This is a genomic window from Halorubrum sp. CGM5_25_10-8B (assembly GCF_005435095.1).
Taxonomy (GTDB): domain Archaea; phylum Halobacteriota; class Halobacteria; order Halobacteriales; family Haloferacaceae; genus Halorubrum; species Halorubrum ezzemoulense.
This window is the reverse complement of record NZ_SGTY01000008.1, coordinates 90,880-105,416: the sequence shown is the minus strand read 5'-3', so window position 1 is coordinate 105,416 and position 14,537 is coordinate 90,880. Positions and strand designations below refer to the sequence as shown.

The window sequence follows — 14,537 nt, the reverse complement described above, 5'->3', positions numbered from 1 at the left end:
GTCACGATAACAAGTCTCGTTTGAACGCTGCCACAGAGGCGTATCGCTCCATCTTCGCTGTTCTCAGCGACTTCAGCAGGACTGTGGACAGTCCTTCGGGGATACCGGTCACGACGTCTCGCGTGTGAACGGTCCCGTCGTCGCGGATCGGCGCGGCGCCCGTCAGTAGCTCGTGCCCGATCATACCGAGCCCGTAGATGTCGGTCGCAGTGTCGACCCCGCCGAATCGATCGGGAGCGACGTGTTCCGGTGCCGCGTACGAGTCGGGTATCTCGGAGAACGTAGTCTCCGGCCCGAACACTTCCCGCAGTCCCCAGTCGCTGACCCGCGGAAAGGCCCACGCGTCAGGGTCTTCGACGGCGTTGACCGCAGTAATCACGCCCGGCCACATCGCACCGTGAAGCACGCCCGCAGCGTGTGCGTACTGAACCGCGTCGGCGATCTGTAACAGAATCCACCTGGCTTCAGCCGGTGAGACCGGCGTCTCTCTCTCGGTGAGGAGCCCCGGTGCGCCCCGCTCAGAGACGAGCCACGGTACGGGGCGCGTTCCGGCGTCGACGACGCGTGCGACAGCGTCATGATCGTCGATCCGACGCCACCGCTCGATCGCGTCCCGAAAGGCGTCGTCATGCATACCGCTGGCGATCACACCCCGGCGGCACGTCGCTGTGAATTCGCGCCCGCTCGTCGCGAATTGGATGCGCTCGGCGTCTGAATCGCCGGCTGCTTCAGCAGCCTCTCTTGACCTGTGTTCGGTCAGCGATCGGTCGAGTCGGGGTGGCTTCGCAGGGGGCTCGTTTGGGGGATGTCCGGGCGTCGGCGACGCGTCCTCGCCGTCCGCGGAGCCGGTCGACTCCTCTCGGTCCGCCGCGACGGCGGGTTCGGTCGGTGAGATCGCTTCGTCCCCTTCGTCCGCGATCACTGACCCGCCGGATTCGAACTCGGGGGGTTGATAGCCGGCGACAGTCCGGATGGCAAGTGACTCGTCAATCAACCCGGCTTCGACCGCCCCATCGATGATCTCGGCGACCGCCTCCTGGTTGTGGTCATCGAGCACCGCGAGGGTCTGAAGCGCGACCGACCGGGCCGCTGGATCGCGAAGCGCTCGTCGGAACCGTCCCGCACAGGCGTCGACGAGTTCGGGCGTCTCCGCGGACACGAATCGAAGTGCCCACGACGCGGCTCGTTGAACTTCCTCGTCGTCGTGCTCGAGCTGCGCCACGACCCGCGCGGTCCGCGCGGCGTCGAACGATTCGGGATCTGTGAGCGCCGCCTCGAGCAGCTCGTTCGGGTCCGGCGTCAAGTCCGTTCGGTCCATGATGATACTCTACCCAACAGCACGTCGTCACGTGGTCTGCTCAACCTGAGAGAGTCACGCTAATAAATCACGCTACATCACCCACGGTCCGCTCGATCTCCACCAAACGACTTCGGGGGTCGAAGACCAAGGTGTACCGAGATGAGTGTTCCGCCCGCTACTGTCGAACGAACCTCCGGCGACCCGTTGATCGTACACGTCAGTGATATCCACGGCTACCTCACGGACGCTCGAAGCGCGCTGCTCGCCGTCGGTGATTCCGGGCAGTATCCGGACCTCGTACGGGCCGATGAGTCTGACCGGCTCCACTGGGCGGACAACGATTACGTACTCGTGGTCAACGGCGACGTGATCGACCGGGGGCCGGCGAACGAGGAGTGTCTCGAGATGGTCTGGCGACTCCAAGAGGAAGCCCCGCCCGGGCGGGTCCGATACCAGTTAGGGAATCACGAGTTGGCTATTCTGCTCCCGTCGTTCGTCCGGTGGCCGGGTGCGTATTCCACCGGCCTCGACGCGGCGGACCGGCGCGAGTTTCTCCGGCGAGCCAGCGAGGGGGCTGTCACGGCCGCCTTCGAGGGATATCAGTATCGCTACAGTCACGCCGGACAGAACGAGCCGTTCGACGTGACGAGGGTAAACGACGTAGTCCGGAACGCCGCGAGCGAGCTGTTGCCCGTCGACGGCGACGACAGAACGGTACAGAAGCGGCTCGAACGACGACACGGCCGCGTGTTCGCCCTCGGCAGCGACGGCGGCCGCGGCCCCGATGCCGGGCTCTGCTGGCTGGACTTCACGCACCTGGACCCGTCGGCCCCACCACAGATCGTCGGCCACACGAAGCGAGTCGACCCCGTTCGGAACGGCAACGTGGTCTGCGGGAACATCATCCGGATGAACCACCGCTCGGCAGGGGGCGAGGGCGTCCTGATCGAGAGCGCTGATTCGCTGGAGGTCGTCCGCCGAAAACCCGACAGGTCCGTCTCCGTCTCATCGGTCTGACCGGCGCGCGCCGCGCTGTAGCGAGCGATCGGCGCAGGTGGACCCGCTCCGCGTCTGTGCGTGACAACGCCCGCTGCGGCGACTGCCCAGTTCTACCGGTGTACGGGGCGAGCGCCGCGACGCGCGGCCCCGAGACCGTCCACGGGGCCGAAAGCGTCGACGGTGCGTTTCGGATACGGCTGAAGTGATCAGTCGTCCCCGATGGTGGCCTCAGCGTCGTCCGGTTCAGGTCCCGGTTCGGAGCCGCTGGGGTCCGGCGTCCCGCGAACGTCGCCCGCACGCCACGTCCCGCGTCGGAACCACAGCCACGCGATGACCGCCCCGGCGACGTTCGAGGCGAAGAACGCGATCCAGATGCCCCGGACGTCGGGCTGGCCGAGGAACCACAGGTCGGTCGGGAGTATGCCCTGCGAGGCCACGTAGGAAACGGGCAGCCGGATGACGGCGAGCGCCGTGATAGAGATGGCGGCGGCGATCAGGGTCTTCCCGGCGCCGCGGAAGCCGCCCGTGAACGCCCGCTGGATCCCGATGAACCCGAACGAGAGCGCGACGTACCGGAGGAACTGCGCACCGACATCGAGCACGGCCGGGTCGTCGGTGAACACCGAGACGATTGGTGTCGGGACGAAGAAGATGGCGACGCCGACGACGCCGAGGATCCCGAACAGTCCCTTCGCGGCCACGTAGTTGGCCTCCTGTGCGCGGTCGTACTTGCCGGCCCCGACGTTCTGCCCGGTCATCGTCTCGACGCCGCGCGCGACGGCGATCGCGGGGAGGAAGATGACGGAGAACACCCGCGTTCCGATACCGAACGCGGCGACGACCGAGGTCGAGAACAGCCCCACGACAATCAGCAGGGCGTTGATCGAGAGCGCCCGACCGGTCCCCTCGATCGACGCCGGGACGCCGATTCGGAGGATCTTCCGGAGATACTGGAGGTCGGGCTTCATATCGGCGACGTTGATCTGAATCCCCCGCGTTCCCGACAGCATGATGTAGAGGCCGACGAGCATCGCCAGCGCCCGCGAGAAGATTGTGGCGATAGCGGCGCCCTGAATTCCGAGTTCCGGGAACGCGATCGGGCCAACCGCCCAACCGTTGATCAGGAACGGGTCGAGGATCACGTTGATGACGACCGTCCCGAACATGACGAGCATCGGCGTGATCGTGTCGCCCGCGCCGCGCATCAGCGAGATGAACACGAAGAATCCGAACATGAACGGCAAGCCCAGCGCGACCACCTGCATGTACGCCGTCGCGCCGGGGAGGACTTCGGGCGAGGCGCCGAGGAACGCGAGGAACTCCTCGACGAACGGATACCCGATCGCTCCGAAGATGACCGAGGCGATGAACGCGAACGAGACCGTCTGCGAGGCCGCATACTCGGCTTTTTCCGTCTCCTCGGCGCCAGTGTGCTGGGCGACGAGGACGCTCCCGGCGACCGAGAGCCCCATCCCGAGCGAGATGAGCAGGAACACCATCGGGAACGCGAAGGAGATGGCCGCCAGCGCCTCCGTCGAGTACTGGCCGAGCCAGAACGTGTCCGCCAGGTTGTAGGCGGTCTGCATCAGGTTCGTAATGACGATGGGAAGCGAGAGGAAAAACAGCGGTTTGACGATGCCGCCCTCCGTCAGGTTGAGCTCCTCTTGGCCTTTGAAGAAGCTCACGCGACCACCTCCGATCGGGGCTGCCAGCCGAGGTGGAGTTCCAGCGTGTTTTCGAGCATCCGACGCGTGTCGTCAAGCGGCTCACCGAGCGCCACGTGTCGGGCGTGTGCGCCGTTGATCGTCGTCGTGACGAGCCTGGCGACTTCGTCCGGGTCAGTCTCGGCGAAGTGTCCGCCGTCGACACCGTCGGCGACGATCTCCCTGACGACCTCGCACACGATGTCGTCGAGTTCGAGGAACCGTTCCCGGTACAGTTCCTGGAAGGGTGCTTGGGCTTTCAGCTCCATCATCGCCACGGGGAAGCCGTCGGCGGCGGGATCCGACGGTGTGAAGGCGTGGTCGAGGAACGCTGTGAGCCGGTCGCGCGGGTCGGTCGCCTCGAACGTGAGTTTCGTCTTGAACCGCTCGATCAGGTCGTCGAGGAACGCGTTCAGCAACTCCGCTTTCGTGTCGAAGTGGTAGTGGATCGCGGCGGTGGTCATCGACGCCTCGTCGGCGATTTTCTGTACCGTGAGGCCGGCGTACCCGTGCTCACACAGCACCGAATTCGTCGCGTCGATGATCTCGGATTTTGTCTCCGATCCCATTTCGTTCTGTCTCAACTTACTAACTGATTAGTTAAGGGCCTTCTGATGCGACGGCGGAGCCGAGGAGTCGGTCGCTGCGACTGCGAGAGTCGAGTGGATCGGTGTCGTGTGCGGTATCACATCGCCGAGGCCGACCTTCGGTGTGATCCAGGACCCGGCGCCGACCGGCGGAGTGGCTAGAAGCGCGTCCGGTACGCTGTCGCCGTTGAACTCCGACGGCGCTCGACAGACCGGACCGCGTCGTACGCGTTTCCCGTCGATCGCGTTCCGCGCGTCACCCAGGCCACTCACCGGCGGCGTGACAGAAACCGTGTCAAACTTCACGTCGTGTCGCCGCAATCGTTCGCTCGACATGAATCCGGAGCTGATGGGGGTGGAGGTCGCACTGAGTCTCGTCGGCGTCGCGCCGGTGGGGACCTGAGCCTCTCCGGGCCGAGGCCCCCGACCACTCCGCTGGGGCCGGTGGGACGGGCGCTCCTCTTTGCCGGCCTCGCCGGGATACGACTCAGTCTCGGCCCCGATCGGTGAGTCCCGCCGGTCGTCTCTGGACCGGCGTGAGACGGGCCGCCCGGTCGTCGGGAGGTATGTGTCGAGAGCGGACGGACTACGCACCCGGCGAACGCCCCTAACGGCGAAGTGACTCACTGTTCAGCGGGGACCCACCGGTGAAGTCTCGGCCGACGGTCGCGTGGGCCCTCGGAGTTGTCGAGCAATAGATCGAAGCGAGAACCGAACGAGTGCTTGTGTGTCTACAACACATTTCTGCCGAATGTTTAATCCAGCTAACCGCGAATGGGTGGACGGAAAGAGAGTCGCACGCTCCCTTTCCCCCCTAATGACCGACAGCTCGGCGCCGCTCGGACAGTGCCCGAGCTGCGACCGCGAGATCCCCGCGGCGTGGAAGATCATTGAGTACGACCACGGGGACGGGAATACGGGTGTCTTCGCGGAGTGTCCGGACTGCGATGCGGTCGTGAAACCACGGTAGGCCGGTCCGCTCCCTCGACGTAGTCGGGGAGTTCCGGTCTCGGAGACGGCTTGGTCTCAGATCGCGACCTCACAGACGCGTCTCAGAGAAATGGAGTGGCCCCCTCGCCCGTGTGTGCGTGAACGATGAAAATTGGCACGTCGTTCATAACTGGTCCCGTTAGCTTGTGTACAATTCGCACAATACAGTCTCGACGCCGGCGAGACGACCGGCAGAGATGACCTCACCGTGCGACGATCGACGCCGCGGGACCTCGCCGTGACGGAGACGAATCTCGCCAACGACGAGAAGAGCCGCCGGCGCACGGGATGAGCGGGCCTGTTCAAGCCGGTGGTTCCAGTCGCCCTCCGTTCCAGCGCACCGGCGGATTCGTGACTTCCGGGTCGACCGTTAGCCGCTGGGCGACGCGATGACTTCGGACGACATCACCGCACCCAAAGCGCTACTCGACGTGCTCTTGGAACAGGGACTCGGGGTCGGCCTCCATTTCTGCCTCGACGTCAGCGGACAGTTCGCCGACCGAGAGTTCGTCGAGCGCCTCCTTGAGCTCCTCGGCCCGTGGGAGGGCGAGTATTTTGCAACTCACGGCGTCCCCAGCCGTTTTAATGAGGGTGTCGAACCCGAACACGTACTCCTGCGTCGTCGCGAGATCCAGCATTATCGGATCGACGATAGCCGACGCGAAGTCGTGGACGAACTCCGGAGGGGTATGCTGGTTCGACGTGCCGAGCACGTTCGCCCACCCGTCGACGAATCCGCTGATCATGATATTGCTGATCTCTTCGATCGCGCTCTCGTGAATTCCGTCGAATCCGTCGGTGACCGCTCCGGTACCCATCGCCTCTGCGATTGTTTCGGCGGAGGGCTCGTCGAACAGGACAAGGACGTAGCCGGTGGGGAGGCCGGTTAGCTTCGCAACGACGCCCACCTGCTGCTCGTCACCGAGTCGCGGTCCGATCTGTTCGACCTGAAGGAAGCTCATGCGGCTGACCGTGACCGACGTGTCGATCCCGGTCATCATCGTTATGCTGTCGCCTGCGGTGTCGCCGCCCTTCGCGGCCATTCGGCTGAACACCTGGAGCTTGTCCAGCGGTATCGGCGTCGACTCGCTGGTGAGCCGGGTATCGAGAATATGCCTGAACGACGCCTCCTCGAGGAATACGTACGCCGTCGTTTCGACGACTGCGCTCGACGTTTCGAACGTAGTGTTCACCGTCAGCACCTGATTCGACGCCTGATCGATCGGCGTCGCGTCCGGGATGATGTCCGTCCCGCCTCCCGTCAGGTACGTCGGTGGGCGCTGATCGATAGCCTGGTTCAGATAGTCCGCCCACCCGTCGATGAACCCGCTAAGCATGATGTTTCCGAGTTCCGTGAGCCGCGATTCGAGACCGATCGCCTCGGCGCCGTCACCGGGAAGGCTCTTCGCGAGCGTCCTCGCGCCCGCCTCGTTGAAGACGAGCAGTGCTGTCCCAGCGATACCCCCGGAGAATTCGCTCGAAATGCCGATGAGATCCTGATTGTGAAGGTCAGCGATGATATCTCGACGCCGGAGGAGATCGATGCTCGTCGCTTCGACCGTCGGCCGGACACCGGTCAACTGTCCGAGTGAGTTCGCGGCCTGTTTCGACCCGTCATGAGCGAGGCGATTAAACTCTCCGAGGGCGTTAACCTCAATCTTCATATATGGTATGTTATTTGACAAGGCAGCATTTTAACACTTACCCCGGCGTTCCGCACCGCGGAAGCGAACCCTGAGAGCTCCTCGAACGGTGACGCGTTATACGGGCGCCGAGTGAAGCCAGCATCGGCAACCGCAGCATCGATGAACGCGAAGCGGCCACCCTCGGCAGTTCGTTCGGAGTGACGCGTCGTCCGCTGCGGAGATTCACTGTGCGTCGGAGAATCCGTAGGCTTTCACTCTCTGAACTCCACCGTGTAGCCGTTGTCGCGGAGCGCCTCGACGAGTTCGTCTCCGCGCTCGATCGTGAACTCGTGGAACGAGTTGTCCGGGCTGTCCGCCGAGTACAGCTCCGAGTCGATGTTGTCCGGGACCTCGTTCTGATGGGTGTCCTCCTGGACGACGACCGGCTGACTGGGAACCCGGGTAGAACTGCTTTCCTCTGTCATTTGAACATATCTTGTTACAGGTGTTCGGATATTTGAATTTCGATCCGGGTTCGGATCGGGACCGGCGTCCCCACGAACGAATACGGCCGGATCGGTGCCGACGGCGGACGGGTCGACCAGAACCGTCGACTGCGAGAGCGAGAGCTGTCGGAGCCGGTGCGCGTCACCCGACACTTTTCGTGGGGGCTCGTGTCGTGTGACGTATGGACGTTGATCGGGCCCGCGGTGTCCTCTGTGGGATCGCCTGTGGAGACGCACTCGGTCGGCCGGTCGAGTTCATGTCCGCGTCCGGGATCCGTACCGGTTACGGGCGACTCGACGAGATGGTCGGCCACGGAACGTGGAACCAGCCCGCCGGGACGATCACGGACGACACCGAGCAGGCGCTGTGTATCGCGCGGAGCCTCGTCGAGCGGGGAGAGTTCGATCCGGCGGACATCGCGGAGCGGTTCGTCGCGTGGTACGACAGCGACCCGTTCGACATCGGCCGGATGACGATGAAGTCGTTGAGCCGACTCAAGCACGGCGGCGAGTGGGACGAGGCGGGCCGGCACGTCTGGGAACACAGCCCGGAGGGGCAGAACGCCGGGAACGGGAGCGTGATGCGGTGCGCGCCGCTCGCAGTTCCGTACGCTGCGGACCGAGAGCGACTCGTCGAGGTGAGCCGGGATTCGTCGCGGATCACGCACGCCGATCCGCGGTGTACGTACGGGTGCGGGATCCTGAACCTCACGGTGGCTGGGCTCCTCGACGACGCGGACGCGCCGTTACGGGATGCGCTCGACTACGTGGGTACGGACGCACCCGCTGAACTCGTCACGGCGCTTCGGCCGCTCGCTCGGGGAGACTCGCTCGACGACCTGGAGACGTCGGGCTACGTCGTTCATTCGCTGCGGACGGCACTCCACGACGGGCTGTCCGCCGAGAGCGCCGAGGAGGCAATCGTGACCGCGGTCAATCGCGGCGGAGACGCCGATACAATCGGGGCGATCGCGGGTGCGGTCGCGGGTGCGCGGTTCGGCGCATCGACGCTTCCCAATCGGTGGCTCGACGCCGTCGGCGAGGCTGACGAACTCGAACGGATAGCGGACCGGCTCGTGGAGACGGCGTAATCCCTCTCTTGGCGTTCGACAGGGATCGGACGGTGAACCGGCGGCCCACACGTCGCCAGCGGAACGGAACGTCCGGGGGCAGGTCGTCGCGCAACGGGCGGCGAATCGGCGCCGAGTCGGCGGCCGAGGGACGCACCAACTGACTTATAATCCAGCAAAAAGTGAGTCAGGGCACGGAGGACCGAGTGTGTCACAGGAGTTTCTGATCCCGCTCGTCGCCGGCATCATCGGACTCGGCGTCCTCGCGCAGATCCTCGCCGCTCGGCTCCGCGTCCCGAGTATCATCTTCTTTCTGCTCGTCGGAGTGACGATCGGTCGACCGGGGCTCGGGATCGTGACGAGCGAGAGCTTCGGCGACTCGCTCCCGGCGATCGTCGGGCTCGCGGTCGCGATCATCGTCTTCGAGGGGGCGTTCCACCTCGAGTTCGAGCGCATTCGGCAGGCGCCCCGGGCGGCGGTCCGACTCGTCACGGTCGGGGCCGGCATCGCACTGGTCGGGACCGCGGTGGCCGTCCGAGTCCTCGAAGGGCTCCCGTGGGAGCTCTCGTTCGTGATCGGGGCGCTGCTCGTCGCCACCGGCCCGACGGTCATCTCCCCGATCCTCGAGGTGGTCCCCGTCCGCGATCAGGTCGCAGCCGTCCTGGAGACAGAGGGGATCGTCAACGACGTGACGGCGGCGATCACGGCGGTCGTGCTCTTCGAGACGGTGAACCCGACTGTCGCGGGCGAGGGACTGATTCAGGGGTTCGCGCTCCGCCTCGGAGAGGGGCTGCTCGTCGGCCTCATCGTCGCGGGCATCCTCTACTACCTGCTCCGGTACGTCGACCTGTCGCCCGGGGCCGCGCCGCGGAACGCACGGCTGCTCGCCCTCGCCGGCGCGCTCGCCGCGTACGCGGGGGCAAACCAGCTGGCGAGCGAGGCCGGCGTCGCCGCCGCCGCCACCGCCGGACTGGCGCTCGGGAACGTGGACATCCCATACAAGGAGGAGATAACCGACTTCAAGGGCGACATCACGCTGCTCGTGCTGGCGTTCGTGTTCATCGCGCTTGCCGCGCAGCTCCCCCCCGCGGCGATATTCGACGTGGGGCTCGCGGGGCTCGGCGTGGTCGTCGTGGTCGCGGTGGTGATCCGGCCGCTGCTCGTGTTCGTCTCGACCGTCGGCGACCGGTTCACCCTCTCCGAGCGGCTGTTCATCAGCGCGATCGGGCCGCGCGGGATCATCCCCGCGTCGGTCGCGACGCTGTTCGCCACCGAGCTTCGGGCGGCCGCCACGGAGCTCAACGACCCCGCCCTGGCGCAGCAGGCGGACCTGCTGATCGGGACGGTGTTCCTCGTCATCTTCGTGACCGCCCTCGTCCAGGGCGGGCTGGCGCGGTACATCGCGCAGTACCTCAACGTGATACCCATGAGAGTCATCATCGTCGGAGGCGGACAGGTGGGCCGCGCGCTCGCCGAGCGCCTCGAAGACCGCGGCGAAAACGTCGTCATCATCGAGGAAGATGAGGCGACGGTCGAATCGCTCCGCAACGACGGCTTCGCCGCCGTAATCGGCGACGGGACGGACACGGAGGTGTTGCGCAAGTCCGGCGCGGAGAACGCCAAGATCCTCGTCGCGGCCACCGGAGACGACGACACGAACCTGCTCGTCGCGCAGCTCTCGAAGACGAACTTCGGCGTCGAGAAGATCCTCGCGAAGGCGAACAACTCCGACAACGTCGACGCGTTCGAAGACCTAGGCGTGAGTACGATCTCGGCCGCGATGTCGGCCGCGTGGGCCATCGACAATCAGATCGAGCGACCGGACCTCGCCCACTGGATGACCGACATCGGGGAGACCGGCGACGTCCAACAGATCGAGGTCACCAACGAGGAACTGATCGGTAAGGCCGTCCGCGAGGTGGGTCCGATGCTCCCCGACGGCTGCCTCATCGCCGTTCTCAGCGACGGCGACAGCGAGTCGGTCGCGGTGCCGAGCGCGGACACGGTGGTAAACCGCGGCGACCACGTCACGCTGCTCGGTCGGCGCGAGGCCGTCCGAGAGGGGATGGAGTTGGTTCAGCCCGACTGAGCCGGGCTGGGAGACGATGCGCCTCCGCGCTCGGCGAGACTCACACGGAAGAGAAGTACGACTGGCCGAACCGGAGGAGGTCGCGGTCGAACTCCTCCGGGTCGTCGACCCGGAAGTGAAAGAGTCGGTTCCGCATGTCGCCGATTTCGAGCACGAGCTCGCGGATCACGTCCTGCTGGTCGTCGAAGATCGGCTCGAACTCCGCCCAGTGGATGGAGATGAACTGGGCGTAGTGCGCGTAGCTACAGTGGTCGACTGACGCCGGCGTCGGCAGCGGGTGGTCCTCGTCGAACGTCGCGGCCAGCTCGTCTGACAGCGCGTCGCCGAACGCCCGCGCGAGGAGCTCGCGAAGCCGCATCTCGATCGACTCGATCAGCAGGAACGGTTCGAGCATCCGCTTCAGCCGCGTCAGGAGGTCGTAGTCGGTCAGGATCTGCCACGCCTCGCCCCCGTCGACGACGATGTACGTGTGCTCCGCGAGCGCGTCGAACACCGCGAGGACGGTCTCGTCCTCGCTGACCGTGTGCGCGTCCTCGACGGCCGCCCCGACCGATATCTTGTCCAGCGTCTTGTGGCCCACGTCCAGCTGGTGGAACGCGAGCAGCGTCCGGACGACGGATCGGTAGGTGACAATCCCGACGAGCTCGCCGTCGCGTTCGACGCCGACCTGCGTGTAGTCGTTCTCGAACATCCGGCGGAGGGCCGTTTCGAGCTCGAGGTCGTACTGGACGGTCCGGAGTCGGTTGTCGATCGGGAGGTCTGCGATAGTGTACATGATGCTGTCGTGTCGTCGCGGGGAGAGCTACGCGTCTCCGCGCGGTCGTGTCACCGCTCCGCTCACGGGTGACGCCGGAGTTCGGAGTCGATGTACGAGGCGAGCGAGACCCGGGTCGCCGCCGCGGCGCTCTCGCGGTCGGTCGTCGCGCGGGCGTACATCGCGCCGTTGACAGTCGCCAAGACGTGCTCCGCGACCCGCGACGGGTCGACGTCGCGGAACGTCCCCTCGTCGATGCCGCGCTCGACGATGTCCCGGATGGCGGCCGCTAACCGGTCGTCGATCCGCGTGAACTGCTCGCGGAACACCTCGTTCGTCACGGCCTGCGACCGGAGCTCGACCAAGACGGCCTGGAGCTGGCGCTGCTCCTCGTCCGGTTGGAGCGGCAGGAGCTTCTCGATGACGTGTTCGAGGTCGGCCGTCGGCTCGTCGCCGGTCTCGGTCGCGACGGTCGCTTCGAACCTGTCGACGGCGAACTCGAGAAACGTTGCCAGGAGCTCGTCTTTGGCGTCGTAGTGGTAGTAGATGGCGGCCTTGGACTTGCCGAGTTCGGCGGCGATCCGCGAGATCGACAGCCCGGCGTAGCCGTGTTCGAGCAGCGCTCGGTAGGTCGCCTCCATGATCTCCGCTTCGGCGGCGCTCCAGTCCCGCTCGGGTGCGTCGGCGGCCATCGTCACTCGTCTCCCCGCTCGTCGACCCGTCCGGTGCCGGCGTCGTCGACGGCATCGAACTCGGTCGTACACCAGTGACAGAACCCGATGTCCGGGTCGACAGGCTTCCCGCAGGCGGGACAGGTCGGCGATTCGTCCGCCTCCGTCGCTCCCGCCGCATCGCTCGCCCGAGCGTCGTCGGACCGACGCTCGGCGTTCGCGACGAGGTACGCGTCGAGGACGCTGATACCGGTGACGAGGACGAGCGGGAGCAGCGAGAACGGGTCCACGAGCGTCCCCGAACTCACGGCGGACAGTGTCGATTCGGGGACGAACAGGACCGTCGCGGCGAAGCTGGCCGAGAGCCACCCGAGGGCGCGGACCCAACGCCGGAGGTACAGGTGGCCGAGCCCGGTGGCCAACGTCCCCAACAGGGCGGCGAGCAGCGGATTCTTTCGGAGCGAAACGCGTGCCATACCAAATACTGAACGTTCGGTAGGTAAAAGTGCTTCGTCCGCGTCTCTGGGTGTGTGCCGAGAGCGCTTTCCGCGGTCTCGAAGTCGTCTACCTGCCAGAAGTCTCGTCATACGGCGCTAGAGGCGGCTTCCGAACACCGACGGGGAGTCGTCCCCTTCTACGCCAAACGCGGACGAAAGGCTGATACTTACCGAACGTTCAGTAGAAGTTACGGGCGAACCGACGCCCGCGTTCGACCAATGACCCGCAACCCCCGATCCGCCGACGAATCGACGAAACTGTGGCACGACCGCCAGCTCGCTCACTGGGACGAGTCGGCCCTCTACGAGGCCGTCACCGAGGCCGTCTCGAACGCCACCGGGACGGCCCGCTCGACGGTCGCGTCCCGGTACGACCGCGCGCACGCGGCGGCCCTCAGCCGACTGTTCGGCGAGGGCGACGGGGAGGCGACGCCCTCGACCGGGGTGGTCAAGTTCGTTCTCTCGGAGTGTGTCGTCTCGGTCCACAGCAGCGGACGGATCTCGGCCAGCCCCGCCGACGAGACGCCCGCCGCGGACGGCTGAGACGTCGCGGAGCAGCCGTGGCACCGAGTCGCTCGCGCCAATACCCTCTTTTCGCTGGTCACCCACCGGTCCGGACGGGCGACCGGAGGCGATGGTCGGCCGTTACCGCTCGACGCTGTCGGTCCCTGTTCCTGAAGGGATTTGAGGCGCCGGCGGGACCGAGACATCGAATCGTGAGCGGAGTCGGCGGAAAGACGGCGCCGGTCACCGGTGCGGGCTCGGGCATCGGCCGCGCCTCGGCGCTGCGCTTCGCCGAGGAGGCGGCGAGCGTCATGGTGGCGGACATCGCGACGACCGAGAGGCCTGACCGACTCCGTCGACGGCGGACAGCCCGCGGACTGAGTCGTCTCGCCCGCGTTGCCCGCGTCACCAGTCGCGAGACACCGGCGTCTCGCTCGCGTCGACGTTCGACAGCAGCCACGCCGCGGCCGCCGAGAGCGCGTCGTCGTCGGTGGCGGTCACCTTCAGCCGGTTGTGGTCCGCCTCGCGGTCGGGGTAACAGCCGACGGCGACATCGAACCGGTCCATCGCCTCCCGCAGCGCGGGCACGATGTTCGACTCCGGTTCGACGGTGTACAGGAACCGGGAGCGGCGGTCCCCGGCGAACTCGTCGGCGACCGTCTCGAAGGTCGCCTTCAGCTCGTCCGGGATGCCGGGCAGGACGTAGACGTTCTCGACCACGCAGCCGGGCGCGAGCCCCGCGTCGGTCACCAGCGGGCGGCTCCCCTCGGGGACCGCCGCTTCGGCCTCGACGTCGACGTCGAACTCGCGGTCGGGGACCCGCTCGCGGATCGCCGCAAGCCGGCGCTCGACGGACTCGCGCGTGAGGTCGGTGACGGCCATTTCGCGGTCGAACGCGTCCGCGACCGCCTCCACCGTCACGTCGTCGGGGGTGCTGCCGATGCCGCCGGTGACGATTACGGCGTCGAAGTCCGCGGCGTACTCCCGGACTCGGTCGGCGATCTCTCCCCTGTCGTCGGGGATCGAGAGGATCCGTGCCACGGCGACGCCGCGCTCGCTCAGTTCGGCGGCGAGCCAGTTGGCGTTCGTGTTCACCGTGTCGCCCGAGAGCAGTTCGTCACCCACCGTGATCAGCGCGACCTCCATCAGCATCTCCTACGGTCGGGCGACGGATGTACGTTTCCCGCACCTGAAGGCGCCGAGGTAAGTCCCGACGGAAGCCACCAGAAGGGCTAACTACGC

Annotated in this window: 14 protein-coding genes and 1 pseudogene; 5 read left to right on the top strand and 10 right to left on the bottom strand. The window is 66.2% G+C overall.

Translation table 11 applies throughout. The features are described from left to right. Position 1 precedes the first annotated feature (1 nt). Positions 2 to 1,318, bottom strand: coding sequence for a hypothetical protein (locus EXE51_RS09300; protein WP_137692560.1), 1,317 nt, complete (start codon positions 1,316 to 1,318; stop codon positions 2 to 4). Positions 1,319 to 1,459: 141 nt separating this feature from the next. Here EXE51_RS09300 and EXE51_RS09295 point away from each other — a divergent pair, with 141 nt between their 5' ends. Then, on the top strand, positions 1,460 to 2,317 hold the full coding sequence (locus tag EXE51_RS09295) for a metallophosphoesterase (protein WP_137692559.1): 858 nt from the start codon (positions 1,460 to 1,462) through the stop codon (positions 2,315 to 2,317). Between the two features lie 188 nt (positions 2,318 to 2,505). On the opposite strand, the gene EXE51_RS09290 is transcribed toward EXE51_RS09295, so the two are convergent. The 5 genes from EXE51_RS09290 to EXE51_RS09265 form a co-directional block, all read right to left on the bottom strand. Then, entirely contained in the window at positions 2,506 to 3,984 is a 1,479-nt protein-coding gene (locus EXE51_RS09290; RefSeq protein ID WP_086219270.1) for an MATE family efflux transporter, read from the bottom strand. Further along, positions 3,981 to 4,571 carry a TetR/AcrR family transcriptional regulator gene (locus EXE51_RS09285; protein ID WP_086216523.1) on the bottom strand — a complete coding sequence of 197 codons (591 nt, stop codon included), beginning with the start codon at positions 4,569 to 4,571 and terminating at the stop codon, positions 3,981 to 3,983. Before EXE51_RS09285 ends, EXE51_RS09290 begins: the two co-directional genes overlap by 4 nt. 27 nt (positions 4,572 to 4,598) lie before the next feature. Next, positions 4,599 to 4,895: a hypothetical protein gene (locus EXE51_RS09280; RefSeq protein ID WP_137692558.1), complete on the bottom strand. Its 297-nt coding sequence runs from the start codon at positions 4,893 to 4,895 to the stop codon at positions 4,599 to 4,601. Positions 4,896 to 6,001: 1,106 nt separating this feature from the next. Then, on the bottom strand, positions 6,002 to 7,243 hold the full coding sequence (locus EXE51_RS09270; RefSeq protein ID WP_049931030.1) for a chemotaxis protein CheC: 1,242 nt from the start codon (positions 7,241 to 7,243) through the stop codon (positions 6,002 to 6,004). A 233-nt stretch (positions 7,244 to 7,476) separates the two neighbouring features. Further along, on the bottom strand, positions 7,477 to 7,689 hold the full coding sequence (locus EXE51_RS09265; RefSeq protein WP_049931028.1) for a hypothetical protein: 213 nt from the start codon (positions 7,687 to 7,689) through the stop codon (positions 7,477 to 7,479). 203 nt (positions 7,690 to 7,892) lie between these two features. On the opposite strand from EXE51_RS09265, the gene EXE51_RS09260 reads away from it, so the two are divergent. Together EXE51_RS09260 and EXE51_RS09255 are read left to right on the top strand one after the other, a co-directional pair. Continuing rightward, positions 7,893 to 8,801: an ADP-ribosylglycohydrolase family protein gene (locus EXE51_RS09260; protein WP_137692556.1), complete on the top strand. Its 909-nt coding sequence runs from the start codon at positions 7,893 to 7,895 to the stop codon at positions 8,799 to 8,801. Positions 8,802 to 8,988: 187 nt separating this feature from the next. After that, a complete protein-coding gene (locus EXE51_RS09255; protein WP_086216522.1) occupies positions 8,989 to 10,869 on the top strand; it encodes a cation:proton antiporter in 1,881 nt (626 codons plus the stop codon). A 40-nt stretch (positions 10,870 to 10,909) separates the two neighbouring features. Here EXE51_RS09255 and EXE51_RS09250 read toward each other — a convergent pair whose 3' ends face one another. From EXE51_RS09250 to EXE51_RS09240, 3 genes are all read right to left on the bottom strand, one after another. After that, a complete protein-coding gene (locus tag EXE51_RS09250) occupies positions 10,910 to 11,644 on the bottom strand; it encodes a CBS domain-containing protein (protein WP_086219267.1) in 735 nt (244 codons plus the stop codon). A 62-nt stretch (positions 11,645 to 11,706) separates the two neighbouring features. Continuing rightward, positions 11,707 to 12,315: a TetR/AcrR family transcriptional regulator gene (locus EXE51_RS09245; protein ID WP_086216449.1), complete on the bottom strand. Its 609-nt coding sequence runs from the start codon at positions 12,313 to 12,315 to the stop codon at positions 11,707 to 11,709. 2 nt (positions 12,316 to 12,317) lie between these two features. Next, complete coding sequence (locus EXE51_RS09240) at positions 12,318 to 12,770, bottom strand: zinc ribbon domain-containing protein (RefSeq protein WP_094552475.1); 453 nt, start codon at positions 12,768 to 12,770, stop codon at positions 12,318 to 12,320. A gap of 240 nt (positions 12,771 to 13,010) precedes the next feature. On the opposite strand from EXE51_RS09240, the gene EXE51_RS09235 reads away from it, so the two are divergent. Both EXE51_RS09235 and EXE51_RS17935 read left to right on the top strand, forming a co-directional pair. Then, positions 13,011 to 13,334, top strand: coding sequence for a HalOD1 output domain-containing protein (locus EXE51_RS09235; RefSeq protein WP_086219264.1), 324 nt, complete (start codon positions 13,011 to 13,013; stop codon positions 13,332 to 13,334). A gap of 173 nt (positions 13,335 to 13,507) precedes the next feature. Further along, a pseudogene (locus EXE51_RS17935) lies at positions 13,508 to 13,621 on the top strand (short chain dehydrogenase); the annotation flags it as partial. A gap of 79 nt (positions 13,622 to 13,700) precedes the next feature. On the opposite strand, the gene EXE51_RS09230 reads toward EXE51_RS17935, so the two are convergent. After that, positions 13,701 to 14,441: a molybdopterin-binding protein gene (locus EXE51_RS09230; RefSeq protein ID WP_086216452.1), complete on the bottom strand. Its 741-nt coding sequence runs from the start codon at positions 14,439 to 14,441 to the stop codon at positions 13,701 to 13,703. Positions 14,442 to 14,537: the final 96 nt, after the last annotated feature.